Raw genomic sequence first — 25,462 nt, 5'->3', positions numbered from 1 at the left:
AGTAGGTTGCTCTTATCGATAAAGGTAACCGTTAGTACTTATGACATCGCAATGAGTACTTAAAACATCGCAATCTGATGTTCATCAGCGTTAGGAGGAAAAGACGCTAAAGAGGGCAAAGATATCGGGTGATTGGCACCAGGTACTTGATTGATACCAGGTACTTGTCCTATATGCTGTTGTAACTGCGTATATAATTGCAGCGCCAATTCTGGAGCGTACTGATTATCCGGAGTGTGAATCATGAGATAGGGCTGTTTGCCTTGGGCAATCCATTCTGGCAGTTTGCTCAGCCAGGGTTTGAAAAATGGATTGTTTGCTTCGAGATCGGGATGACCAATAAACCGAATCATGGGGTGTTGCCCAGTAGAAATGGCATGAACCTAGTACTTTGGGCTTGTTATTGTGAGCGTCTATCACTGCTGGTGAGTTGGGTTCAGCGGCAAATACTGGGCGGCTATCCATGATGATTCGATCAATGCCATGCTCAAGTAGCCATTGATTGAGCGCTTTCTCGTGCGGGCCCTTTTGAAAAAAGGCCGGGTGGCGAACTTCCACACCTAATGGCATATCGTTAGGGAAATACTGGCAAAATGATTGCAGAGCAGGGAGATCGTTAGGGCCAAAGCGGCGTGGGAGCTGAATGGTCAGCATGCCCAGCTTTTCTCTTAGCGGTGACATCGTGGCTAAAAATCGTGGAGTGGCGCTTGGCAATGTCTTAGTTGTTGCTCATGGGTAATGGATTTTGGCAGTTTAAACGTAAAGCGAAAGTGTTCGGGTGTCGCTTTATTCCAATTATTCACCGTGTTGTCGCTTGGGGTCGCATAGAATGTCGTGTTGCCTTCTACAGTATGGAATACCGACGCGTAACGCTCGAGCCTTTGGCTCGATTTCGTGCCAGAGCCATAAAACGAATGAAGCCAATCATTATGTGACCACATCGTCAGGCCCAACCGTAAACTTAGCTCACTCATATTACCTTCTACTGCGCTTTTGTTGATATTTTGTCCGTTTAACTAATCAGACTAAGTCTGACGGCAATTAAACACAATAAAACTGTCAAATTAGGTCGATTTTAGACGATTTTCCGAGTATAAATGAACCTTTAATTTTGTATGTGGGTATTGTGGTTGTTTCCATCGCCGCTTCTCGTACAATTTGATTTTAATTAATAATTGGAAATTGGGAAATTCATTATGCGTAGCCATTACTGTGGTCACCTGAACAAGTCCCTTGCAGGACAAACTGTAGATTTGTGCGGCTGGGTTAATCGTCGCCGTGATTTAGGCGGTCTTATCTTTATTGATATGCGAGATCGTGAAGGTATCGTTCAGGTAGTTGTCGATCCAGATATGGCGGATGTGTTCGAATTGGCAAGCCAACTTCGTAACGAATTCTGCATCAAGCTAACGGGCGAAGTTCGCGTTCGTCCAGACAGCCAAGTGAATAAAGACATGGCAACGGGTGAAGTTGAAATTTTGGCGTCTGGCCTAGAAATCATCAACCGTTCTGACGTGCTACCTCTTGATTTCAACCAAACGAATACAGAAGAACAGCGTCTTAAGTACCGTTATATCGATCTTCGTCGCCCAGAGATGAGTGACCGTATTAAGTTACGTGCTAAGGCATCAAGCTTTGTTCGTCGTTTCCTAGATGAAAATGGCTTCCTTGATATCGAAACACCAGTACTGACCAAAGCGACGCCAGAAGGCGCACGTGATTACCTAGTACCAAGTCGTGTTCATAAAGGGTCATTCTACGCATTACCGCAATCACCACAGTTGTTCAAACAGCTGCTAATGATGTCTGGTTTTGACCGTTACTACCAAATCGTTAAGTGTTTCCGTGATGAAGACTTGCGTGCTGACCGTCAACCTGAATTTACTCAAATCGATATCGAAACCTCATTCATGTCGGCTGAGCAAGTTCGTGAGACAACAGAAAAAATGGTTCGCGACATGTGGCAAGAGCTGCTTAACGTTGACCTAGGTGATTTCCCTATCATGCCGTTCTCTGAAGCGATTCGTCGTTTTGGTTCAGATAAGCCTGATTTGCGTAACCCGCTTGAACTTGTTGATATTGCAGATCTAGTAAAAGATGTTGAATTTAAAGTCTTCTCTGGTCCAGCAAATGACGAGAAAGGCCGTGTTGCGGTTATCCGTGTACCAGGTGGCGCATCACTGACTCGTAAGCTCATTGATGGCTACGGTGAGTTTGTTGGCATCTACGGCGCGAAAGGCCTAGCGTGGATGAAAGTGAACGATCGTGCTGCGGGCGCAGAAGGGGTTCAATCGCCAGTGGCTAAATTCCTAAGCGAAGATGTAATCAACGGTATTCTAGAGCGCACTGGTGCAGAATCTGGTGACATCATCTTGTTTGGCGCAGACAAAGCAAACATCGTGGCAGAAGCCATGGGTGCACTACGTCTTAAGCTTGGTAAAGATCTAGAGCTAACCGACAACGCAGCGTGGAAACCACTTTGGGTTATCGACTTCCCAATGTTTGAAGAAGATGATGAAGGGAATCTGCACGCGATGCACCACCCATTCACATCGCCTCTAGGCATGACAGCGGAAGAGCTAAAAGCAAATCCAGCGGCGGCAAATTCAAATGCTTACGATATGGTTATCAATGGCTACGAAGTGGGTGGCGGTTCTGTCCGTATTCACAATGCAGAGATGCAGTCAGCGGTATTTGGTATCTTAGGTATTGACGATGTTGAGCAACGTGAGAAATTTGGTTTCTTACTTGATGCGCTTAAGTACGGTACACCACCTCATGCCGGTCTTGCATTCGGTCTAGACCGTCTAGTGATGCTGTTATGTGGCACAGAAAACATCCGTGATGTGATTGCTTTCCCTAAAACAACCGCGGCGGCGTGTCTATTAACGGACGCACCTAGCCTGGCTAACCCAGCATCGTTAGATGAACTGGCGATTGCAGTGAAAGCAGCAAAGAAAGACGCAGAATAGAAAGTCTTAGCAACGTTGGTAAACGAACATGACCAAGGTTGCTCGCTTTTGATGACTGACTTTCGTCTGTTGCTCTTTTGGCAACATCGATGATAGTGAGTAAAAAGATCCCGCTAAGGCGGGATTTTTTTATCTGATTTACGGATAGTAAAATGAAGTTTAGGTATAGTGAAACAAAGCTTAGGAGCGACAGCGTTGTAATTTATGTCAATTATTCTTGGTATTGATCCCGGATCGCGTATTACGGGCTATGGTGTTATTCGGCAACAGGGCCGACACTTGTATTATCTTGGCAGTGGCTGCATTCGTATGTCCGAAAAAGAGCTGCCCGGACGCTTGAAACAAATTTACGCAGGGGTGAGTGAAATTATCACTCAGTTCCAGCCGGACGTATTTGCGATTGAACAAGTGTTCATGTCGAAAAACGCCGACTCAGCACTCAAACTTGGGCAGGCGAGAGGCAGCGCAATTGTTGCTGCCGTTAATCACGATTTGCCAGTTCACGAATACGCCGCTCGACTGATTAAACAAGCGGTGACGGGCTCGGGTGGTGCCGACAAGGTACAAGTTCAGCATATGGTGATGAGCATGTTAAAGTTGGCAGCAAAACCCCAAGCGGATGCGGCAGATGCGCTGGGAGTGGCGATTTGTCATGCGAACACTAACAAAACACTGATTGCATTAGCGGGCAAAGCCACCGGAGCCAAACGAGGGCGTTATCGTTAGTCAGCGTACGATGGTTAGCGTTAGCTATCACTCTGGCGGTAGCCATTATTCTAACCTTAGCATTTGCATCGCTGATATTAACAAGCTTAACGATAGCTAGCCCACAGTTTCGCGTCAAATCAGAAAAAGCCATTGTTAAATTATTGTTAACTTCTATAATTGGTCCGATGAGTTAAGTCAAAGGACCAAATAACAATGAAAAACAACGTCATATGGCACTACTTTATTTTAGATTCTGATCGCCTAGCGCATATTCAACTCAGAAAAGCAGAGATCACCGCGGTATTTGCCATTGTTGCACTGGTCGTTGGCCTATATAGCGCGATTAAATGGCATGGCAATGGTCATGCTGCGTTGTTTGCCACATCTTTGCTATTAATTTTCCTCGAGTGTGTGTCACTAGCGTTGCTTCGTTGGACTCACGGAATCACCATAGCGCTGAATGTGGGTTTTCTCGGTATGACAAGCCATGCACTCAACATCATTTATCAGAGCGGTGGCATTGTTGATTCTACCCAAGCATTTTGGGCACCGTTGCTTATTGTTGCTTTTTACCTGTCCGCATCACGCATTATGGCGTTAACTTGGAGCGTAGGGATTGTATTGATCATAAGCACGTTGACGTATCTGCACACTAGCGGTTATAGCTTCCCGCAAATACAACTTTCTGCCAGCAAGCACAACATTGAAATCTGGTCAGGGATGATTCTACCGTTATTGGTGATTTGTTTTGCACAAAGCTTTACCTCAAAACAGAAAGAAAGCGCCATTACTCGTGCAGAAAAAGCGCTACAAAATAGTGAGTTACAAGGAGAGAAAGCCACGCAAGGACAAGCGAAATTAGATGCTACCTTCGTGGTTGTTAATGAAAGCGTAGAAGAGCTCGATGGCGTGATACACCACGTAAACACGCAATCGTCTCAGCTTAAAGACAACGTGCAGTCACTCGGGCTAAACAGTGCCTCGCAAGCAAGTGCGGCAGAAGAGATGAGCCAACAGCTAGAACAACTCTCAGCCTTTACGCAAGACTCGGTGGTGTTCATGTCGCAAGTCATGCAACAAACCGAAGCGATAAAAACGCAAGCGGAAAGCAGCAGCGAAATGCTCAACGCATCAACGCAAGCGATCACTAATATCGATAAAAGTAACCAAAAAGTCGTCTCGGTGATGGAGCTTATTACGACCGTGGCGGATCAAACCAATCTACTCGCGTTAAATGCCGCAATTGAAGCTGCGCGAGCGGGGGAGCACGGCCGGGGCTTTGCCGTGGTTGCCGAACAAGTGAGGGAACTGTCTTCTAAAACCAGTAATTCAGTAGAAGAAATTCGTGCGTTAATTGGGGATAGCCAGCGTGAGATTAATTCTGGTCAGCAGACGATCCAAACGACAGTGACGGAATTGAGTCAAATGATCCAACAGGTGCAAGTGATCTCAACGGAAATAAGCGACCTGAGTCAACTGGTCAGCCAGCAGAATCAGGCCATTGGCGAACTGGATCAAGCAAGCAGTGAAGTGGCTCATTCGGTGGCGGACAGCAAGTCGGTTGCCGATGATATTCAAATTATTACCGAGCAGCTCAATCAGCAGATTAATGAAGGAACAGAATTGTCAGAGCGGTTACGTACGGTACTCGCTTAAACACCAACAAAAATACTGTTATTGGCTCATCAGCTCCCTTCTAAAATAACTGGATACCCATCCAGTTATTCTATATCCTAAGTCCTATTACAAATAGCATGAGAAATTAAACTGTGATAGGACGATTACGCGGAATTCTAGTAGAAAAGCAGCCACCTGAGCTCTTAATTGAAGTCGGGGGCGTAGGCTATGAAATTCAAATGCCAATGAGCTGTTTTTATGAATTACCAGAAGTCGGCGAAGAAGCCATCATTTACACACATTTTGTTGTTCGTGAAGATGCTCAGTTGCTATACGGTTTTAATTCTGTCAGCGAAAGAGCCCTATTTAGAGAAGTGATTAAAGCCAATGGCGTGGGCCCTAAACTTGGTTTAGGTATTCTGTCTGGCATGTCAGCGAGCCAGTTTGTTTCTTGTGTTGAACGTGAAGACATTTCTACGCTAGTGAAGCTTCCTGGTGTCGGTAAAAAGACCGCAGAACGTTTAGTGGTTGAAATGAAGGACCGTTTGAAAGGGTGGGGCGCAGGGGATCTGTTTACGCCTGCAACCGATGCTGCACCAATGGATGGGATGGAGTCGTTGCGCTCAGCAAACAGCGCAGAAGATGAAGCAGTCGGCGCTTTGCTTGCTCTTGGCTACAAGTCAGCACAAGCAACAAAAGTTGTCTCGCAAGTAGCGAAACCAGGAATGAGCAGTGAAGCGCTTATTCGTGATGCATTGCGCTCAATGGTGTAAGCTTAGTAGCGATTCAATAGAGATAAAAATATGATTGAAGCCGATCGCCTTATAGCCCCAGAAAATCCCGTTTTTAAAGACGAGGATGTCATTGATAGGGCAATTAGACCAAAAAAGTTAGCCGACTACGAAGGTCAGCAGCATGTTAGTGACCAAATGGAGATCTTCATTAAAGCAGCGCAGCTGCGAAATGAACCGTTGGATCACTTATTGATCTTTGGTCCGCCGGGTTTGGGTAAAACAACTCTTGCTAATATCGTTGCCAATGAGATGGACGTTAATATTCGCACCACGTCTGGTCCGGTGTTAGAAAAAGCTATGTGACTTGGCCGCGTTGTTGACCAACCTTGAAGAAAATGATGTGTTATTTATTGATGAAATACATCGATTAAGCCCAATGGTTGAAGAGATCTTGTACCCAGCGATGGAAGACTATCAGCTAGACATCATGATAGGCGAAGGTCCTGCGGCGCGTTCGATTAAAATTGATCTCCCACCTTTTACTCTCATCGGCGCGACGACCCGAGCAGGGTCCCTAACGTCACCGTTACGTGACCGTTTTGGTATTGTGCAGCGTCTTGAGTACTACAAAATTGCCGATTTGCAGCGCATCGTGCAAAGAAGCGCCGCTTGTCTTAACTTATCAATGGAGCCGGAAGGCGCGTTAGAAATAGCACGTCGTGCGCGTGGTACGCCTCGTATCGCTAATCCTATTGCTTCGCCGAGTTAGAGACTACGCCGAAGTAAAAGGTGATGGGCACATTTGTTCGGATATTGCTGATAAAGCCCTTAACATGCTGGATGTCGATCACCAAGGCTTTGACTATATGGACCGTAAGCTATTGCTCGCCATTATGGAGAAGTTTTCTGGGGACCAGGTTGGTTTAGACAACCTTGCCGCGGCGATTGGTGAAGAAAAAGACACCATTGAAGATGTCATTGAGCCTTATCTCATTCAACAAGGCTACTTGCAGCGTACTCCACGTGGAAGAATTGCGTCAGATCGCGCGTATCTGCATTTTGGTATCGATAAGCCATAACGCTCATTCATTGCAACAATCGATAATTACAAAATCATTTTTTGTTTTTGTTACTACTCATTAGCATGCAGTTAATATAACACTGCATGCTAATGGCGCATTATAGGTGCGCTACCTACCATCATCTTGCTCTATTGATTTTACTATAACCCCTTACTACTAAAGGGTTGCTTCTCGTAATCTGCGCTTTCTCGCTGCTCCCCAATCTCGTTACAAATGCCGACCAAAATTGATCTGTGTCATTGTGATTAAAGATTGTACAATCAACTCCTTGTCTTTATTGATGTAAATCAAAGCACGTTACTAAATAAACCTTTTGAAACTGATTTAATTTAGCAGTAATATTAGCGGCAGCTATATTAGCGCAAGCTTAACAAATAACTAACCATTAGGGTACATATTCGCAACAAGGATGATGCCAAGTCTCAACAAGTTTAATGTGAATTAAACAGTCATCCTTGCCGCTTAATATAAAACGTGTCTTTCAGCCGACACAAAAGGAGTTACCATGATAGATGTAGTGGAGCTGTCGCGATTGCAATTTGCACTCACGGCGATGTATCACTTCTTATTCGTTCCATTGACACTCGGTATGGCGTTTCTTCTCGCTATAATGGAGTCTCTTTATGTAATGACCGACAAGCAAATCTACAAGGACATGACAAAGTTCTGGGGTAAGCTATTCGGTATTAACTTTGCACTTGGTGTTGCCACCGGCTTAACCATGGAGTTCCAATTTGGAACAAACTGGTCGTACTATTCTCACTATGTGGGGGATATCTTCGGTGCGCCACTTGCCATAGAAGCACTGGTTGCCTTCTTCCTAGAGTCCACTTTTGTCGGTCTTTTCTTCTTTGGCTGGGATAGGCTATCTAAACGTCAACACTTAGCAGTAACTTGGCTAGTGGCGTTGGGTTCAAACTTTTCTGCATTGTGGATTCTGGTCGCTAATGGCTGGATGCAACACCCTGTTGGCGCAGAGTTTAACTTTGAAACCATGCGTATGGAAATGGTTAGCTTCGCAGAAGTGGTTCTTAACCCAGTTGCGCAAGTGAAGTTTGTTCATACCGTTGCATCGGGTTATACCGCAGGCGCAATGTTCGTCCTTGGTATCAGTTCATACTACATGCTAAAAGGTCGCGACATGGCATTCGCTCGTCGTTCTTTTGCCATTGCTGCCTCTTTTGGTATGGCTTCAATTTTGTCTGTAATCGTACTGGGTGATGAGTCTGGCTACGAGCTTGGTGATGTTCAAAAAGTGAAATTGGCTGCAATTGAAGCGGAATGGCACACTGAACCAGCACCTAGCGGTATTCACCTTGTTTGGACTACCAAACCAAGAAAAAATGCACACCGACTTTGCCGTTAAGATCCCCTACGTGATGGGTATTATTGCGACGCGTTCTATTGATACGGAAGTAACAGGCCTACGTGATCTCCGTGAAGAGCACGTCGACCGCATTCGTACCTAGCATGTACGCCTACGACCTACTTGAAAAACTTCGTGCTTGTTGATCGTTCTGACGAAAACCTTGCAGCATTTGATGAAGTGAAACAAGACCTCGGTTACGGCTTATTGCTTAAGCGCTATACCGACAATGTTGTTGATGCCACTGAAGATCAAATTCAAGCGGCGGCTGATGACTCAATCCCGACAGTTTGGCCACTATTCTGGTCGTTCCGTATCATGGTAGCGTGTGGTTTCATCATGCTATTCATCTTCGGTGCTGCGTTTGTTCAAACTTGCCGTCAGAAAATCAACCAAAAACCATGGCTTCTTAAAGCCGCGTTATTTGGTATGCCACTACCTTGGATTGCTATTGAAGCTGGTTGGTTTGTCGCCGAATACGGTCGTCAGCCATGGGCGGTGGGTGAAATACTGCCTACTCATGTTGCCGCTTCCGCGTTAACCATGAGCCAACTATGGACATCATTGTTTGCCATTATCGCGCTCTACACCGTGTTCTTAATTGCCGAAGTTTATCTAATGGTGAAATTCGCTCGTAAAGGACCAAGTAGCTTAAAGACGGGTCGTTACCACTTCGAACAGAATGCAAATTCGGTTGAAGATAAAGTTAGCCGTCAAGTAGAAGCGTAAGCAGGGAGAAAAAGAATGTTTGATTACGAAATCTTACGATTTATCTGGTGGGTATTAATTGGCGTGTTATTTGCTGGTTTTGCTATCACCGATGGTTTCGATATGGGTGTGGGTGCCCTAGTACCTGTGATCGGTAAAACGGATACACAGCGTCGTGTCATGATTAACTCTATTGCACCACACTGGGACGGCAACCAAGTTTGGCTAATTACCGCTGGTGGCGCTCTATTTGCTGCTTGGCCTCTTGTTTACGCAACGTCATTTTCAGGTTTCTACTTGGCAATGATCTTAACGCTAGCGGCGTTATGGCTGCGCCCACTGGGTCTTGATTACCGTTCAAAAATTGAAGATCCACGCTGGCGTAACACTTGGGACATCGCGATCTCAATTAGCGGCTTCGTTCCTCCGCTTATCTTTGGTGTGGCGTTTGGTAACTTGCTACAAGGGGTGCCGTTCCAACTTAACGACTTCATGATGTCTACCTATCATGGTTCGTTCTTTGGATTGCTCAACCCGTTTGCGTTGCTTTGTGGCTTGGTCAGTGTGTTTATGATCATTTTGCAAGGCTCAACATGGTTGCAAATGAAAACCACTCTGATGATGTTCACATGCGAGCGCGTAATGTGGCTCAAATGATGGGTCTATTGGTTGTTGCAGCGTTTGTTGCCGCAGGCTTCTGGATTCAAACCCTTGAAGGTTACGTTATTGTCAGTGCTATCGACACTGCAGCGGCGTCGAACCCTCTTAATAAAGAAGTGATCCGTGAAGCGGGCGCTTGGATGAACAACTTCGAAACTTACCCGCTGCTTTGGATCGCTCCAGCTCTGGGTATTGTGATGCCACTGCTTGCGGTGCTTGCGTCACGTTTTGAAAAATGTGCATTAGCGTTTGTTTCATCGAGCCTAGCGAACGGCGGTATTATTTTTACTGCAGGTTTTGCTATGTTCCCATTTGTTATGCCAAGCAGCCTAAACCCAAATCAAAGCCTGACTATGTGGGATTCAACATCAAGTGAATTGACGTTGAACCTGATGACGGGTGTTGCGTTTGTTATGGTGCCAGTGATCCTTAGCTACACAGCTTGGACTTACTACAAAATGTTTGGTCGTCTTGATGACAAGTTCATCGAAGAAAACAAAAACTCACTTTATTAAGGAGCACATAGAATGTGGTATTTTGCTTGGATTTTAGGTGTGCTTCTCGCGTGTGCTTTTGGCATCATCAACGCTTTGTGGTTAGAACATCGCGAAATGATGGATGAAGATGAAGCTGTCGACCAAAATGGTAAACAGATAAAGAAAGATACGGACAAAGACAGTGAGTAATCTCAACGAGACGTTTACGAATGCACATAAGTGGCTAGATAAAACGTGGTTAAAGGCCATAGCATTGCTAATGGGATTTGCACATGTTGGACTATTTATGTGGCGGCCGGACGCCTATGCAGAACAAATTGGTGGCTTCACGCCACTCCTTGGGCTGGCTTTTGTCCTGTCCTTATGTTCGAGCATGGTGTACGGCGTAGGGTTTAAGCCAAGGCTTTGGGTCTGGCAAATTCTATTTAGCCCTTACATCTCGTTAACTGTGCTGAGTTACTTAACGGTAATGTACGTCTTATAAAGATAAAGCCCGAGCTAATGCTCGGGCTTTTGCGTGAATGGAAGCTCACTTAAGTAAGTAATGGATGTTTTCCCCTTGCGGTACTTTCGAATAGGGCAGTTTTATTTTATAAACGCAAGTGAAACGACAAATCTACTCACAACTTCTTCAGTTAAGTGTAAATTTTCGCACTTTATTCAAAAATTATTGTCAGCAGTAATAACAATTCGATCTTCTTACGTTATATTAAGGCACTTACGTTATATTTAGGCACTTGCGCTATATTAAGGCACTTACGCTATAGTAGGGCGTTGTTGTTTCTAGGAAATTATTAGTTTGATTGACTTACCTTCTTATTTTGAGTTCCCTGTCACCGTGTATTACGAAGATACCGATGCGGGGGGCGTGGTTTACCATTCCAACTACCTTAAGTTTTTTGAGCGTGCTCGGACAGAGTTACTTCGCAGCGTTGGAGTTAGCCAGAATTTGCTGTTAGCTGAGCATACCGGATTTGTTGTGCGCCATATGGATATCGACTTTGTTCAAGGTGCTCGGCTAGATGCTCATCTCACGGTAAAAACCGCCGTTTCGGAATTTAAGCGTGCTTCATTAACCTTTCAACAAGAAATAGTCGACGCGGAAGGTGTGACATTCGCGAAAGCACTGGTTAAAGTGGCATGTATTGATAATGTAAAAATGAAGCCGAAGGGCATACCTTCGTCAATCTTATTGGAGTTAAAACGTGAACGCTGAAATTTCGTTTCTGGACCTTTTTCTACAAGCGAGTTTGCTTGTTAAGCTCGTCATGCTGATTTTGCTTGGTATGTCAGTCGTATCATGGGCAATGATCATTAAGCGTAGCAAGGTGTTGACTCAGGCAACGAAAGACTCGGATAGCTTTGAAGACCGATTTTGGTCAGGTGCCGATCTTTCTGTTATTTACCAAGATGTAAAAGAAGCGCAAAGATGACCTCTCTGGTACGGAAGAGATTTTCTACAGCGGCTTTACGGAGTTTTTACGTCTACGTAAATCGAATGCTGACTCCCCTGCGTTTATCATGGAAGGAACAGGGCGTTCTATGCGCGTTGCCGTTGCGCGTGAAGTCGATGATTTGGAAGTGAACCTGCCATTCTTAGCGACCGTGGGCTCTATCAGTCCATATATCGGCTTGTTCGGTACGGTATGGGGTATTATGCATGCCTTTATCGCACTCGGTGAAGTGAAGCAAGCGACACTAGCCATGGTCGCCCCTGGTATTGCCGAAGCGTTGATTGCAACGGCGATGGGTCTATTTGCTGCGATTCCAGCGGTAATGGCGTATAACCGACTCAGCACGAAAGTGGGTAAATTAGAGCATAACTACGCCACATTCTCTGAAGAGTTCCACTCTATCCTGCACCGCCAAGCAATGGCCTGTAAGGAACAGTAATGGCAGGCTATCAACCTAAAAAGAGAAAGCTGACCGCAGAGATAAACGTAGTGCCATACATCGATGTGATGTTGGTGCTGCTGATCATCTTTATGGTGACGTCACCTTTTGTGACACAAGGGGTTGATGTTGAATTACCGAAAACGTCAACCGCGAAGCCTGCTTCTGATTTAGCTGGAGATACAGAATCCAGCTTTATCATCGTTGAAGTCGATCGCGATGGGAATTTTGGACTGAGTGTGAACAACGAAGATGTTCAACGTGGGTTAAGCCTACAAGACATTATTGTCAGAGTACGCGCCGAGCTTTCCATTAACCCTAATTCACCTGTAGCTGTGGGCGGCGATGCCGCAACACCCTATGCAGAAGTGGTTTTATTATTAGATGAATTGAGTCAGGCAGGGATACCAAAAGTTGGCCTACTGACCGATATCAGGGAATAGTCATCGCAGCAGTATGAAGAAAAATAATAAAAAGCAAGCCGCGCGCTACGGAAAGCCAATAACCATTTCTTTATTGGCACACGTGGTGTTGATCGTGGCTTTGCTCTGGGGCACGGATTTCACCATGAAAGAGGCTGAACCAACAGGTATGGTTCAGGCTGTTGTTATTGATCCTGCTCGCGTTCGCCAACAAGCGCAAGAAATTAGAAAACAGCGCGAAACTGCGGCGAAAAAAGAGCAAGACCGATTGGACAAACTGCGCCGTGAGAGTGAGCAATTAGAGCGAAACCGTAAAGCGGAAGAGGAACGAATTCGTAAGCTTAAAGTGCAGCAAGCCAAAGAGGCTCAAGCAACACGAGAAGCGGAAAAACGAGCGAAACGTGAAAAAGAACGCGCGGCAAAAGCGGAAGCGGAACGAAAAACTCAAGAAGCCGCAGTACGTAAAGCCGAACAAGAGCGCTTAGTGAAAGAAGCGGCGATTGTAAAAGCTGAGCAAGAGCGCGTTGAACGAGAGAAAGCCGCGAAGGCAGCGCAAGAAAAAGCGCGTCTTGAAAAAGAAGCGGCTGAAAAGGCCGAGCGCCAGCGCATAGAGAAAGAACAAGCCGCGAAAGCAGCAGCAGAGAAAGCACGCAAAGAGCAAGAGCGCTTAAAGCAGCTTGAGCGTGAAAGACAAGAGCAAGAAGCGGCGATGAATGACATTTTTGCCGGGTTGGAAAGTGAGTCGGAGCAAAATACATCGGCGCGTTCTAACCATGTGACGTCTGAGCTGCAGCGAATGGGGGCAATTTACACCCAGTTGATTCAACAAAAACTGTTGCTAGAGGACAGTTTTCGGGGAAAGCAATGTCGAGTTAATTTACGCTTAATTCCAGCTGGCAATGGTGCGATTGCTGGTGAGGTAAAAGTGCTCGATGGTGATAGCTAGGTTGTGCGCTGCAACGAGACGAGCGATTACACAAGTGGGTACTTTCCCGCTGACAAAAGAAGCCGACGTAAACGCGAAATTAAAAAACATTAATTTGACTGTAGTTCCAGAGTAAAAGGAAGAGCTTGTGATTAAGCGAATATTAATAGGAATGGCATTTTTGTTTAGCGTTACGACGCAAACCGCGAATGCCGCTTTAGAACTGGTCATTACTGACGGTATTGATTCAGCACGCCCAATCGCCATTGTGCCGTTTAAATGGACGGGTGAGGGGAAGTTGCCACAAGATGTCTCTGCGGTTATATCTTCTGACCTCCAGCGCAGTGGTAAATTTAGCCCCGTCGCCACCAGTAAAATGCCACAAACGCCCTATGACGCAGCAGATATCGATTTTGAATCGTGGACACCGATTGGTGTGGATTCATTGCTGACGGGCACCATTGTGAAGAAAGCCGATGGTAACTACGAAATTAGCTATCAATTAGTGGATGTGGTACGCGGTCAGTTAACCGGTGGTCAATCAAAAGCACTTAGCGATGATGGCCAGTTAGTGTTGTCTAACGACCATGTGCTCTTTAAGAAGAAAGCGACGGTTCCTGCGAATCGCCTTCGTGAGTATGCGCACCGAATCTCTGATCTGGTGTATGAAGAGCTGACGGGTGAGCGTGGTGCATTTTTAACTCGCATTGCCTATGTGGTCGTGAACGATAAAGATCAGTATCCGTACCAAATGCGTATCGCCGACTATGACGGCTATAATGAAAAGCTTGTGCTTCGCTCAAAGCAGCCGCTTATGTCTCCAGCGTGGTCACCGGATGGAAAGCGTCTTGCTTACGTGAGCTTCCAAAACGGTCAAGCTGAAATCTTCATCATGAATATCTACACCGAGTAAACGTGAAAAGATTACGTCATTCCCTCGTCACAATGGTGCGCCAAGATTCTCCCCTGACGGAAAATCTCTTGCAATCACTCTGTCGAAGACTGGGCAACTGCATGTATATACACTGAATCTTGAAACAAGAAAATTACGCCAAATAACTAGTGGTCGGTCAAATAATACAGAACCGTACTGGAAACCAGGTGGAAATTCCCTTATTTTTACGTCGGATAGGGGTGGTAACCCTCAGATTTATGAAGTAAATTTGTCTGACGGCAAAACAAAACGAATCACATGGCAGGGTAGTCAGAACCTTGGTGGGCAGATCACCCCCGATGGTCGTTACCTAGTGATGGTTAATCGTTCTAATTCTGGATTTAATCTTGCAAAACAAGACTTAGAGACAGGATCGGTACAGATCCTCACGAAAACACTGCTGGATGAGTCACCAAGCATCGCACCAAATGGTGGCATGGTGATATATAGCTCTATCTATAACAAGACTAACGTTCTTTCAATGGTTTCTATTGATGGACGATTTAAAGCTAGACTACTAGCAACAAACGGGCGTGTTCGAGCGCCTGCATGGTCCCCGTTTTTGTAGCAACTAAAATTTTAGGTTAAGGAAAAAACAATGCAACTAAACAAAGTTTTTAAGGGTTTGCTAATCGCACTACCAGTTCTTGCTATGACAGCTTGTAGTTCAAGTGACGACGCAGCATCTTCAACTGGCGCAGAAACAACGAATCAACAACAAGAAACAACCGTTGTGACTCCAATTGATCAAAACGCACAACTTTCTGAGCAAGAAATGAAAGAGAAAGCGTTGCGTGAAAACCAAACTATTTACTTTGCGTTTGATAACTCAACAATCGCAGGTGACTACGAAGATATGCTTGCAGCACACGCCGCATACCTAAGCAAAGACGCAGCACTTAAAGTGACTATCGAAGGTCACGCTGACGAGCGCGGTACTCCAGAGTACAACATCGCACTTGGCGAGCGTCGTGCACAAGCGGTTGCTAAATACATCCAAGCACTGGGTGTTCAAGCAGATCAAATCTCTATCGTGAGCTACGGCGAAGAGAAACCATTAGTTCTAGGTCAGTCTGACGACGCTTACGCGAAAAACCGTCGCGCTGTTCTAGTTTACTAATTTAAACGGCCACAGAGGTATTCACCTTTATGACAAGTAACATTAAGCGAGCAGTTACGCTTACGTTACTAATGACGGCGCAGCGAGCTCAGTGCTCGCTGCGAAAGCACCGGTTACCGACTTGAGCACTGCAACATCATCTTCAGCGACGGTTGCGTCTGTTGCATCAGCACACGCGGCGACCAACGAAACCGATATTCAACGTTTGGAGCGTTTGCTTCAAAACCGAAATCGAGTGCAGGCGCAAATGCAGCAGCAACTCGATGAAATGACACAAGAGATCTCCACACTTCGCGGTGAATTGGAACGAAACAGCTACAATATGGACCAAATGGTTCAGCGTCAGCGAGAGCTGTTTATCGAAATTGATAAACTTCGTTCCCAAGCGAGCGTAGCTGCGGTCGCACCTGCGGCTAAGGCGGCAGAATCAACGGGTAAATTTAGTACCAATGTTGATGAGCAAACGGCTTACCAAAACGCGGTTGATCTGATTTTGAAAAAACGCGACTACGCGGGCGCGATTGCCGCTTTCAAACAGTTTCAAAAAGACTATCCTGAGTCTACCTTCGCACCTAATACCCATTACTGGCTAGGCCAGCTGTATTTTGCCAAGCGCCAAGACAGCGAAGCTGAAGCGAGTTTTAAAGCCGTACTGGCGTTTAAGGACTCCAACAAGCGTGCAGATGCGTTAGTGAAGTTAGGTGATTTAGCCAAGCGCGGCAACAATGCCACACAAGCGAAACAATACTACCAACAGGTAGTGGATGAATATCCAGCCAGCTCTTCAGCTAAAGTCGCCAAGTCTAATTTGAAATAGACGCTGCCTGCCTTAGTGCCTCTAAGTTAATGGGGAGTACTAAGTTAATGGGTATTACTGAGTTAATAGGTATTACTAAGTTAATAGGTATTACTAAGTTAATAGGTATCACTGAGTTAATCGGTATCACTGAGTCTATGGGCACGATTAAGTCAATTGGTGCCGTTAGGAACGAAAAAGAGAGCTCAACTGGGCTCTCTTTTTGCATCTATCTTAGAAATGCGTTGAACGCTTTGTGAACTATCGAAGCCACCATTGATATTCCTAGCATAATTTTGTCCTCTGGCGCATATCCGTGTACAATACTCGGATTATTTGCAAGTAGCATAGAGCACCCGCTATGAGCCACATCTTAGACTCAATTGATACAATCTACCCATTCCCTCCAAAGCCTGTTGTATTGACGGACAAGGAGAAAGCACAGCATATTGCAACAATTAAAACGTTGTTGCAGGAAAAGGATGCTGTCCTTATTGCCCACTACTATACCGATCCGGAAATCCAAGCGTTAGCTGAGGAAACAGGCGGATTTGTGGGTGACTCTCTAGAAATGGCCAAGTTTGGCAACCGCCATTCAGCCTCTACGCTGATTATTGCTGGCGTTCGTTTTATGGGCGAATCTGCAAAAATTCTCACCCCAGAAAAACGCATTCTAATGCCGACCTTAGAAGCGGAATGTTCATTAGATTTAGGTTGTCCTGAAGACAAGTTTTCTGCGTTTTGTGACGCGCACCCAGACCATACGGTTGTGGTTTATGCCAATACCTCCGCTGCGGTAAAAGCTCGCGCAGATTGGGTTGTCACATCCAGTATTGCTTTGGAAATTGTTGAGCACCTAGACGCGGAAGACAAGCCAATCATTTGGGGACCAGACCGTCACCTAGGCTCTTACATCGCCAACCAAACCGGTGCGGATATGCTGTTGTGGCAAGGCGAGTGTATTGTTCACGATGAATTCTCGGCAAAAGCACTAAAAGACATGAAGTCGGTTTACCCAGAAGCGGCAATTTTGGTGCACCCAGAATCACCAGCCAGCGTGGTTGAACTTGCGGATTGTGTAGGCTCTACCAGCCAGTTAATTAAAGCGGCAAAAGCGCTACCCAATAAGCAACTGATCGTCGCGACTGATAAAGGCATTTTCTTTAAGATGCAACAATTGGTGCCAGAGAAAGAGCTGATTGAAGCACCAACCGCTGGCGCTGGCGCCACGTGTCGCAGCTGTGCGCATTGCCCTTGGATGGCAATGAATGGCTTAAAAGCGATTGAAAGTGCATTAACCGAAGGCGGCGAAGAACACGAAATCTTTGTTGATGAAGCCGTTCGCGTGAAATCACTGATCCCGCTTAACCGCATGCTTGATTTTGCAGAGCAGCTGCAATTGCAGGTGAAAGGCAACGCGTAGCCTTTCATCAGTAATTTGTGATCGAATTTTAAATAAACCAGCCATTTGGCTGGTTTTTTCATATATGCTTATAAGAACGCCATTCAGCATGGTTATGCTAATGGCGAGTTTAATCGCAGTTAAGTTAATAGAAGTACATTAATAACGGTTACGTTAAGAATAGCTTTCCGACACAAGTAAGGAACACTGTGGTCATTTGGTTGCAACTAAGAAAATGGTTTCATTCTCATTTATTTGAACTCAAGCTGAGAAGCCTTGCGACCCTATTAGGGCTGTATGTGCTGCTTTCCTGGGGGCTGTTGTGGTTGAGTGGAGAAACCGACCTCACCGTACCTATTTCCCAGTTTGTATATTTTATGATTGTGACGGCCTCGACAGTGGGGTACGGCGATCTGTCGCCAAGTACCGAGCCTGGTCGCTGGGTAACCGTCCTTTTTATTATCCCTGGTGGTCTTAGCTTGTTCGCCGCTTTACTCGGACGATTAGCGGCATTAGGGCTTGATTATTGGCGCTCAGGACAACTCGGTAGAAGGACAGTAAAAGTGGATCAACACATTTTAATTTTGGGCTGGAATGGACAGCGGACCATGCACCTTATTCGAATGCTTCAACACGAAGAGACGGGACGCAGGCCCATTGTCTTGTGTAGTCGTTCTGATATAGAGAACCCGTTACCCGGAGAGATAGAGTTTGTTAAAGTAAATAGCTATACCGACGGTCGCGAAATGGAGAAGACTAACATTGAGCAGGCGAGCTGCATTTTGATTGACAACCCGGAAGACGACATCACGTTGTCTGCGGCGTTGTATTGCGCCAATCGCAACCCAACCGCGCATTTATTGGTGTACTTTAAAGATGAAGCGCTGAGCGAGCTACTTAGCCAGCATTGTCCTAATTCTGAATGTATCCCGGCTGTGGGGGCGGAGATGTTAGCAAAGGCTGCTGTTGATCCCGGCTCAAGTGCATTACATCAAGAACTGTTGAGCTCGACTCGCGGTATGACACAGTATTCCACCCGCTACCCAGACAGCGCTACAGAAACCAGTGTAGAAGTGCTGTTCCAATGGATGAAGCGAGACTACCAAGCCACATTGATTGCCATTGATGACGGCGCCGGAATTGCGTTAAACCCCGACCTTACTCAAGCAGTACACGCAGGTTGCAAGCTATTTTATATTGCCGACGAACGTATTGAGGACTTTTCTTGGTCGTCGATTCGCTGACGCTAAGAGCCTGCTTTGAATTGTGGTTTCACCCCTTAGCCCTTTCCAATTCTACTCGTAATTGGCGGTGGGGCAGCCTGTGAAGGTAGCCGTTATTTTTCTTTGGTATTCTTTTCGCAGGAAGCGACAATTTCGAAGCAGGGCGTTGGATAGACGGCGGAGTGAAAAAGGTGGAATATATGCACTAATCATAAACCCTCATTGCATGATAGTGATAACCATGGCCAATGTAAAAACCCAAAATATAACTTGATACAAATACCCATTCTGTTTATTATGCGCCCGTTTTTAATAATGAATGAACGTTCATTCATTTGCTTCTGGAATCATTAAATCTATGCGCGTACTTTCTTCGATTGTTTCTGTTACTTTGCTTACTGGCGCAATTTCCGCCCAGGCAGAAGAGACAGTCGCCATTCCTTCTTATGCACAACTGGCTATCGATAAAGCGTCGATGGAGTTTGAACCGGATCTCGCGACCGCTGAGAAAACCGTCGAATCTTATGATCAAGCCGTGGATCGCCTAAAGGACGAACCAGACAGTGACCGCTATGACGACACTATCACCGATTTAAAATACGGCAAAAAACATTATCAAGAAATCAATGGTATGCCGATGTTTAGCTTTTTGGGTGGCCCGGCTTATACACCCGAGCAGGGGTTGTTGGTTGCCGCTGGGGGATTGTACTCTTTCAAAACCACTCGTGAGCAAGAGCAGTTGCAACGTTCAAGTGTCTCCATGTTTGTCATTGGCAATTATGTCGATTCAGAAGTCGGTTATGGACTTCGTGCCAAACACTCTTTGTTTTGGAACAACAACGATATCCAGTTCGAAGGGGCGTGGAATGCGGGGACACAAAGTAAGCACTATTGGGGTGTTGGCTATGATGCGGCGCAAAACTTTGAATCTGGTGATGTGACCCAGTACAAAGCCACTGTGACCAACTATGAAGGGACCTTAACGTTCCGAGTGCATGATAACTGGTTTGCTGGGCCCGCACTGCGAGTCAACTACTTCAACCCTACAACCGTGCCCGATTCGGCGCTGCTTGATGAAAATTTTGCCGAGTTTAAAGACAAGCCATTTACTTGGGGGGTGGGCGCCACCTTGCAATATGACAGTCGCGATGTGGCTGTGAATGCGTGGAGTGGGTCACTTTTCCGTACTGAGGCACTGACATACAGCGAAGCCTTGGGTAGCCAGGCGGACTATCAAAAGTTGGACTTGGAATTTCGACATTTCTATAGCGTTGAAGAAGGTCGTGTGATCGCCCTTCTCAGCCAATACCAGCAGGCTTTTGGTGATGTACCTTACTATGATATGCCAGAGCTTGGTGGCGCTAGCTCTATGCGTGGCTACCATCAAGGCCAGTATCGTGACCGTGTGACGGCCGAAGTTACCGCTGAGTATCGCCATACCTTCCGTCGCAGTGGCGGCGGCTTGTCTGCTCATGGTATGACGCTGTGGAGTGGGGTAGGTGCGGTGGGTAATTCTGCGGAAGACTTAGCCGGGCACGCCATTCTATCTTACGGTGCAGGCTATCGTTACGAGCTGCAACCTAGAATGAACATCCGACTCGACTTAGGTATGGGTAAGCATGGCGCGGCATTTTATTTTAACTTTACAGAAGCGTTTTAACTTTACAGAAGCGTTTTAACGTTACGGAAGCGTTTTAACTTTACAGAAGCGTTTTAACGTTACGGAAGCATCTTAACGTTACGGAAGCGTCTTAACGTTACAGATGCGTTTAAACCGCTCATGAGTCATGCCTAATGAGTTGTTAAGCATGATAGGGGCACTTACTCTTTTATTCGTTTAAGTGCCTTACTCATGTACATACCTAATTAATTTACAATGATTGCCAATCAAGCCCTTCGTTAAGTGAAGTGCTTATGGCTTCTTACCACCAATATTTAACCCCTAAAACTGGAACACCTATTTTGATTAGATTACTAACCATTATGATAGTGCTTTGTGCTCATACCGTATTTAATACCGTTAAGGCCGCAGGCAGTGAGTTAATAGAATAAGTCGAAAGAGAAAAAAACCAAGCGCATTGGAGCGGCTTACCGATTTGGGGGGAGCAAGTTCGTGAAATGGGCTATGAGTTACCTATTCCTGTTGGTTTTGGCGTGTACATGAACTCGCAGGATGTGGAATACATCGCGACCGATGACTTTAAAATTGACGCGACAGGTGGCGTGCTGGGCGGCTTTGGTAAGCCTGCTCATTACGTGGTGCTGGCACTGATGATGTTGCTATCAAAGGAACCGATAAGAGCGTTCAATTGCGAGCCGATGCTTGGGTATTTCCATTTCTCAACATATATGGCTTGGCGGGTTATACAGAAGGCAATAAAGAGATCAGTGCTGACTTATCGAACGCGACTCGCAATGGCAAACCGTTTGGCGTGCCCGCGACGATTCCAATTAATATCGAATATCAAGCCTACAACCTTGGTATTGGTGCCGTAATTGCCACACAAATCGACGTAATTGAGGGCATCAACCCCATTATTATCACCGCAGCGGGCGCAGTGACAAACGCTTGGACAACCACTACCGACAGTACTATTTTGACTAAAATTGGTTCGCTGCGAGTTGGACAACGTTATGATGTCCCGTATGGAAAACTGGCATTGTTATTGGGTTATCAGTATCAAAGTATCGAGCAAAACGTGACGGGTAGCTTAACCAACTTGCAAGTCGGCGGGATTAACCTTGCCGATGAATTGCAGTTCGACGTGGACTTAAAAAGCAAAGAAACCTCCAATATGTCACTGGCGGCGGTGTATGATTTTGGCTATGAAAAAGAATGGAATTTAATGGCGGAATACAGCTTTCTCAATTGGAATCAGCTGATTGTGGCAGTAGGGTATCGGTTTTAGAGTGTGGCTTCTAGGGCGTAGAATGTCGTAAATAAAACAAGCGCGTTATATTACGCGCTTATTTTTGATTAAAGCTGCGGCAGCGAGACTATTGTTGCTCTGCCAAGACCGCGCCTTTCTGCGTGATGCCACACAGCATGATAGGCATGGCATTAAAGATCTCTTCGAACTGCTCTAACCCTTCAATACCTTGGGCTTGAAGCGTGGCAATGGAGGTTTCAGGATCAAACAGCATACTCAGTGACAACAAAACACCGCCCAATAGCGCATTGTCTTCGCTGTTCTCTGGCATTAGCGTTTCCCAGTCATCACGCGCTAACTGCCAGCCTTGCAATACTCCTTCACAGAAATCTTTCGTCTGTTGAGACACAATCTCTGCTTCGTCTAATTGGCAGCCTTCTGGCCAAACCCACTCGCCATCAAGCAGTGCAGGGCGGTACGTGTTCCACAACGCAATGACGGCGTGCGCGTAGCTTTCCAGCTGTTCACCAGACGTGAACGGCGCCACTTCTTCACCGCCCCACAAGAACGGTAGCCATTCTTCTGGAGGTAAGGTATGAGGGGCAGAAGCCATAGATGCGACAAAACCTTGAGTTTGTGCTTCGTTCAATAGTTTTCCATCGAGTTCAGGAAGGGAAAGGATGTCTTTTAATGCCAAAATGATTTACCGTTAAGATGTAAATGATAGTTAATAGTAACAAGCTATCGGTTGATAAAGCTATAGGTCAATATCGTGATCGTCATATTATTAGTGGTAACAGCATAACCAAGACGCACAGACCTACCCATCCGTTGGTGATCGACGTTGTTAACTGTTACTCGCCCGCTCTACAACAAAGGACTGTTTCGCTCGTTATGTTGATCCGAAAATCGTTGAAGAAGAAAAGCATCATTGCGCTAACGATCTATCTGGCCATCTTTATTGCTGTCTTCGGTAGCATTACTTATTGGGTAGTAGAGTCGCCAGTAAGACAGAAGCTGGAAGAAAATCTCGATCTTAAAAACGAGCTCCTTGCATCTGAAATGTCTGCTCCGATGCACAGTTCGGTTGGGGTGCTCAAAAGTGTGGTTGGGTTAGGGCAGGCCATTCAAGATACCCGCGCTTTAGATTCGTCTCTGCGGCAAATTTTCAAGCTTAATGATGGTATTGTTGTCAGTGGCGGTTTGTGGCCAGAACCTTTCTCTGTTAGCGCGAACGAGCGCTTCTCCAGTTTATTTTATAACCGAACGGCCAATGGTGATGTGGATAAAATCGACCTTTGGAACAATCCCGAGGCGCAGGGTTACCATATAGAACCGTGGTACACCTCGGTTTCTGGAAAGCCAGTCAACACCGTAGCGTGGTCTGAAGTGTACATTGACCCCTACACGCATGTGCAAATGATTACGGCCTCTTCCCCGTACTATGTTGATGGCAGCTTTGCTGGGGTAGCCACCGTTGATCTCTCCTTAAATAATCTAATTCGCTTTGTGAAACGGAAGGCCCAAGAGCAAGATCTCGGCATTGTGGTGCGAGACGCCAGCAACCAGGTCATTACCGAATATAACTTTCGTGTTAGCCGAGACGTCTACACCAGCTCACGTAGTTTTGGGGATTTTAATTGGCACTTGGAAGTTGTTAACGCTCGCCGCCTAGTGGCAGATCAAGTGTTTGATATCGTAATGGGCGTAGAACGCGGCATCATTCCGGTGCTACTGATTTGTGTCATGTTTGGCTATTACCTAATTAATCAGTACTTAATAAAGCCTATCGCCATTATCGCCAAAAAAGCCGATGCATCACGTCAAGGCGGCAATATAGACATGCAATATGACAGCCCGGATGAAATTCGCTACCTGATTGATTCCTTTAACCAAAAGACGGTCTATCTTGAACAAGAGCGTATTAAAGCCCAAGCATCTACCAAAGCGAAAACCGCGTTTCTTGCGACTCTATCACATGAAATTCGCACGCCAATGAATGGCGTACTGGGCACCGCTCAGCTGCTACTTAAATCCGATCTCACCATAGAACAACGTAAGCACTTAAAAACACTTTATGGCTCTGGCGAGCATATGATGGCGCTGCTGAATGAAATACTCGACTACTCCAAAATTGAACAAGGCCATCTTGAGCTAGAGAAAAGCCCGTTTCCGCTTAGTTCTATCATTGGCAGCATTCACAGTGTGTACCACACCTTGTGTAATGAAAAAGGGCTGATATTTAATGTACATTCTGACGTCGATGAATCACGTTGGTATGAAGGTGATAAAGCGCGCTTAAGACAAGTGCTGTTTAACCTTTTAAATAATGCTGTGAAGTTTACATCCGAAGGCCAGGTGGACGTGTACTTTAGTGAAGTGACTAAAAACGACAAAAACCAACTCAAAATTAGAGTCAAAGATACAGGCATTGGTATTTCAGATCACGCGCAATCGCGAATATTCAAACCCTTTGAACAAGCAGAATCCAGTACGACACGCCGATTTGGTGGTACAGGGCTTGGGCTGGCAATTGTTCGGGAAATTGTTGGCGGTATGGATGGTGATATCGTCCTCACCAGCCAAGAGGGGCAGGGAACACAATTTGATATTACCTTGCAGCTGGATTGCTGCGAGCCACAAGCTTCAGCCATTCATGTTGAAAGAAAGCTCGATTACCGCGGGTTGAATGTGTTGATAGTGGAAGACAACCGCACCAATACCATCATTATCGAGACTTTCATGCGCAGAAAAGGCTTTACCACCCATAGCGTAGAGAACGGAGAGCTGGCACTGTCGGCCATTACCGAACGCCAGTATGATTTAGTGTTAATGGATAACCACATGCCAGTAATGGATGGTGTGGCCTCTATTTCTGAGATCCGCCATATGGATGGCCCAGAAAAAGACATACCCATCTTTGGCTGTACCGCAGACGTCTTTAAAGAAACCCGAGAGCGCATGTTAGCGGCAGGCGCAGACTTTATCGTGGCAAAACCTATCGACGAGCGCGTATTAGATGATGCGCTGTATCAGTACGCTGGTAAGCTATTTCAATACCAGAGCACGACGCACTCACCAGCCTCCTGAACTCAAACCTCCCAAACTTCAAACTAACCATTATCCGCTAGAGGGCGAACCTCTAGCGGTGCTCCTAGGCTTATATGTGCGCTTGCTATTCCTTTCTCTTTTTATAGATAACGCGTCATAAACATAAATGACGTGCTGCTAGCCGCTGATGACGAGATAACACACAAATATCATACGGGAAGCAACGCCCTTTCTGGTATTTAAGTTACCAAACCATCGCGCCAACTGCCTGATTGTAGGTTGGAAACCACTATTATGTAGTAAAATTACGTAATCTAGTGCTTTAATCTGACTAACCCTTAGTTATTGGTGATTAATTTACCATTTAACTTTAAATACGGAATGTAAAACTAATAAATTGGTGGTTTAATAGCGTGAATTGCTAGTATGCTATTTATGTCTAGTTTATTGGTTTGGTTGTGCCTGAATTTATTAGGTAATTA

14 protein-coding genes and 9 pseudogenes are annotated in these 25,462 nt (G+C 45.8%); 21 read left to right on the top strand and 2 right to left on the bottom strand.

Annotated elements, in window-relative coordinates:
- Positions 1-59: 59 nt before the first annotated feature.
- A pseudogene (locus tag AC0L66_RS12075) lies at positions 60-974 on the bottom strand (DUF72 domain-containing protein).
- Between the two features lie 222 nt (positions 975-1,196).
- Here AC0L66_RS12075 and aspS point away from each other — a divergent pair.
- The 20 genes and pseudogenes from aspS to AC0L66_RS11975 all read left to right on the top strand — a co-directional run bounded on the left by aspS (position 1,197) and on the right by AC0L66_RS11975 (position 21,968).
- Complete coding sequence (aspS, locus tag AC0L66_RS12070) at positions 1,197-2,972, top strand: aspartate--tRNA ligase (RefSeq protein WP_265675083.1); 1,776 nt, start codon at positions 1,197-1,199, stop codon at positions 2,970-2,972.
- 204 nt (positions 2,973-3,176) lie between these two features.
- On the top strand, positions 3,177-3,698 hold the full coding sequence (gene ruvC, locus AC0L66_RS12065; protein ID WP_250617064.1) for a crossover junction endodeoxyribonuclease RuvC: 522 nt from the start codon (positions 3,177-3,179) through the stop codon (positions 3,696-3,698).
- Positions 3,699-3,893: 195 nt separating this feature from the next.
- Positions 3,894-5,336, top strand: coding sequence for a methyl-accepting chemotaxis protein (locus tag AC0L66_RS12060; RefSeq protein WP_473567480.1), 1,443 nt, complete (start codon positions 3,894-3,896; stop codon positions 5,334-5,336).
- A gap of 113 nt (positions 5,337-5,449) precedes the next feature.
- Positions 5,450-6,070, top strand: coding sequence for a Holliday junction branch migration protein RuvA (gene ruvA, locus AC0L66_RS12055; RefSeq protein ID WP_265675085.1), 621 nt, complete (start codon positions 5,450-5,452; stop codon positions 6,068-6,070).
- 30 nt (positions 6,071-6,100) lie between these two features.
- A pseudogene (ruvB, locus tag AC0L66_RS12050) lies at positions 6,101-7,110 on the top strand (Holliday junction branch migration DNA helicase RuvB).
- Positions 7,111-7,618: 508 nt separating this feature from the next.
- Positions 7,619-9,208: pseudogene (gene cydA / locus AC0L66_RS12045) on the top strand (cytochrome ubiquinol oxidase subunit I).
- Positions 9,209-9,223: 15 nt separating this feature from the next.
- Positions 9,224-10,362: pseudogene (gene cydB, locus AC0L66_RS12040) on the top strand (cytochrome d ubiquinol oxidase subunit II).
- Between the two features lie 12 nt (positions 10,363-10,374).
- Positions 10,375-10,473 (top strand): annotated as a pseudogene (cydX, locus tag AC0L66_RS12035) (cytochrome bd-I oxidase subunit CydX); the annotation flags it as partial.
- A gap of 52 nt (positions 10,474-10,525) precedes the next feature.
- Positions 10,526-10,828, top strand: a complete 303-nt coding sequence (gene ybgE / locus AC0L66_RS12030; RefSeq protein WP_265675089.1) for a cyd operon protein YbgE — start codon at positions 10,526-10,528, stop codon at positions 10,826-10,828.
- A gap of 315 nt (positions 10,829-11,143) precedes the next feature.
- Positions 11,144-11,560 (top strand): tol-pal system-associated acyl-CoA thioesterase, encoded by a 417-nt coding sequence (gene ybgC / locus AC0L66_RS12025; RefSeq protein WP_279348259.1) that lies wholly within the window; start codon positions 11,144-11,146, stop codon positions 11,558-11,560.
- Positions 11,550-12,237 (top strand): annotated as a pseudogene (gene tolQ / locus AC0L66_RS12020) (protein TolQ). Before ybgC ends, tolQ begins: the two are co-directional and overlap by 11 nt.
- Positions 12,237-12,680 (top strand): protein TolR, encoded by a 444-nt coding sequence (gene tolR, locus AC0L66_RS12015; RefSeq protein ID WP_250617072.1) that lies wholly within the window; start codon positions 12,237-12,239, stop codon positions 12,678-12,680. The pseudogene tolQ and the gene tolR overlap by 1 nt, the downstream one beginning before the upstream one ends.
- A 13-nt stretch (positions 12,681-12,693) precedes the next feature.
- Positions 12,694-13,720: pseudogene (gene tolA, locus AC0L66_RS12010) on the top strand (cell envelope integrity protein TolA).
- Positions 13,721-13,756: 36 nt separating this feature from the next.
- Positions 13,757-15,086, top strand: a pseudogene (gene tolB, locus AC0L66_RS12005) (Tol-Pal system beta propeller repeat protein TolB).
- Positions 15,087-15,116: 30 nt separating this feature from the next.
- Complete coding sequence (gene pal / locus AC0L66_RS12000; RefSeq protein ID WP_265675093.1) at positions 15,117-15,638, top strand: peptidoglycan-associated lipoprotein Pal; 522 nt, start codon at positions 15,117-15,119, stop codon at positions 15,636-15,638.
- Between the two features lie 29 nt (positions 15,639-15,667).
- A pseudogene (gene ybgF / locus AC0L66_RS11995) lies at positions 15,668-16,455 on the top strand (tol-pal system protein YbgF).
- Positions 16,456-16,795: 340 nt separating this feature from the next.
- Positions 16,796-17,857, top strand: coding sequence for a quinolinate synthase NadA (gene nadA / locus AC0L66_RS11990; RefSeq protein ID WP_265675095.1), 1,062 nt, complete (start codon positions 16,796-16,798; stop codon positions 17,855-17,857).
- Positions 17,858-18,045: 188 nt separating this feature from the next.
- Entirely contained in the window at positions 18,046-19,080 is a 1,035-nt protein-coding gene (locus AC0L66_RS11985) for a potassium channel family protein (protein WP_265675096.1), read from the top strand.
- A 337-nt stretch (positions 19,081-19,417) separates the two neighbouring features.
- Positions 19,418-20,719, top strand: coding sequence for a BamA/TamA family outer membrane protein (locus AC0L66_RS11980; RefSeq protein ID WP_473567478.1), 1,302 nt, complete (start codon positions 19,418-19,420; stop codon positions 20,717-20,719).
- Positions 20,720-21,368: 649 nt separating this feature from the next.
- Positions 21,369-21,968: a hypothetical protein gene (locus AC0L66_RS11975; RefSeq protein WP_473567476.1), complete on the top strand. Its 600-nt coding sequence runs from the start codon at positions 21,369-21,371 to the stop codon at positions 21,966-21,968.
- Between the two features lie 88 nt (positions 21,969-22,056).
- Here AC0L66_RS11975 and AC0L66_RS11970 read toward each other — a convergent pair whose 3' ends face one another.
- Positions 22,057-22,626 (bottom strand): UPF0149 family protein, encoded by a 570-nt coding sequence (locus AC0L66_RS11970; RefSeq protein WP_265675099.1) that lies wholly within the window; start codon positions 22,624-22,626, stop codon positions 22,057-22,059.
- 197 nt (positions 22,627-22,823) lie between these two features.
- Here AC0L66_RS11970 and AC0L66_RS11965 point away from each other — a divergent pair, with 197 nt between their 5' ends.
- Entirely contained in the window at positions 22,824-25,019 is a 2,196-nt protein-coding gene (locus AC0L66_RS11965) for a hybrid sensor histidine kinase/response regulator (protein WP_473567474.1), read from the top strand.
- Positions 25,020-25,462 lie beyond the last annotated feature (443 nt).

Source organism: Vibrio sp. GJ43-1, from assembly GCF_055808835.1.
Note: the sequence above shows the minus strand (reverse complement) of the source record. Positions and strands in the feature narration are given on the sequence as shown.

What these genes read in the sequence shown, in the direction of transcription:
- aspS (WP_265675083.1), top strand. Translation starts at nt 1,197, where the DNA reads ATGCGTAGCCATTACTGTGGTCACCTGAACAAGTCCCTTGCAGGACAA.
- AC0L66_RS11980 (WP_473567478.1), top strand. Translation starts at nt 19,418, where the DNA reads ATGCGCGTACTTTCTTCGATTGTTTCTGTTACTTTGCTTACTGGCGCA.
- AC0L66_RS11965 (WP_473567474.1), top strand. Translation starts at nt 22,824, where the DNA reads ATGTTGATCCGAAAATCGTTGAAGAAGAAAAGCATCATTGCGCTAACG.
- AC0L66_RS12060 (WP_473567480.1), top strand. Translation starts at nt 3,894, where the DNA reads ATGAAAAACAACGTCATATGGCACTACTTTATTTTAGATTCTGATCGC.
- pal (WP_265675093.1), top strand. Translation starts at nt 15,117, where the DNA reads ATGCAACTAAACAAAGTTTTTAAGGGTTTGCTAATCGCACTACCAGTT.
- tolR (WP_250617072.1), top strand. Translation starts at nt 12,237, where the DNA reads ATGGCAGGCTATCAACCTAAAAAGAGAAAGCTGACCGCAGAGATAAAC.
- ruvC (WP_250617064.1), top strand. Translation starts at nt 3,177, where the DNA reads ATGTCAATTATTCTTGGTATTGATCCCGGATCGCGTATTACGGGCTAT.
- nadA (WP_265675095.1), top strand. Translation starts at nt 16,796, where the DNA reads ATGAGCCACATCTTAGACTCAATTGATACAATCTACCCATTCCCTCCA.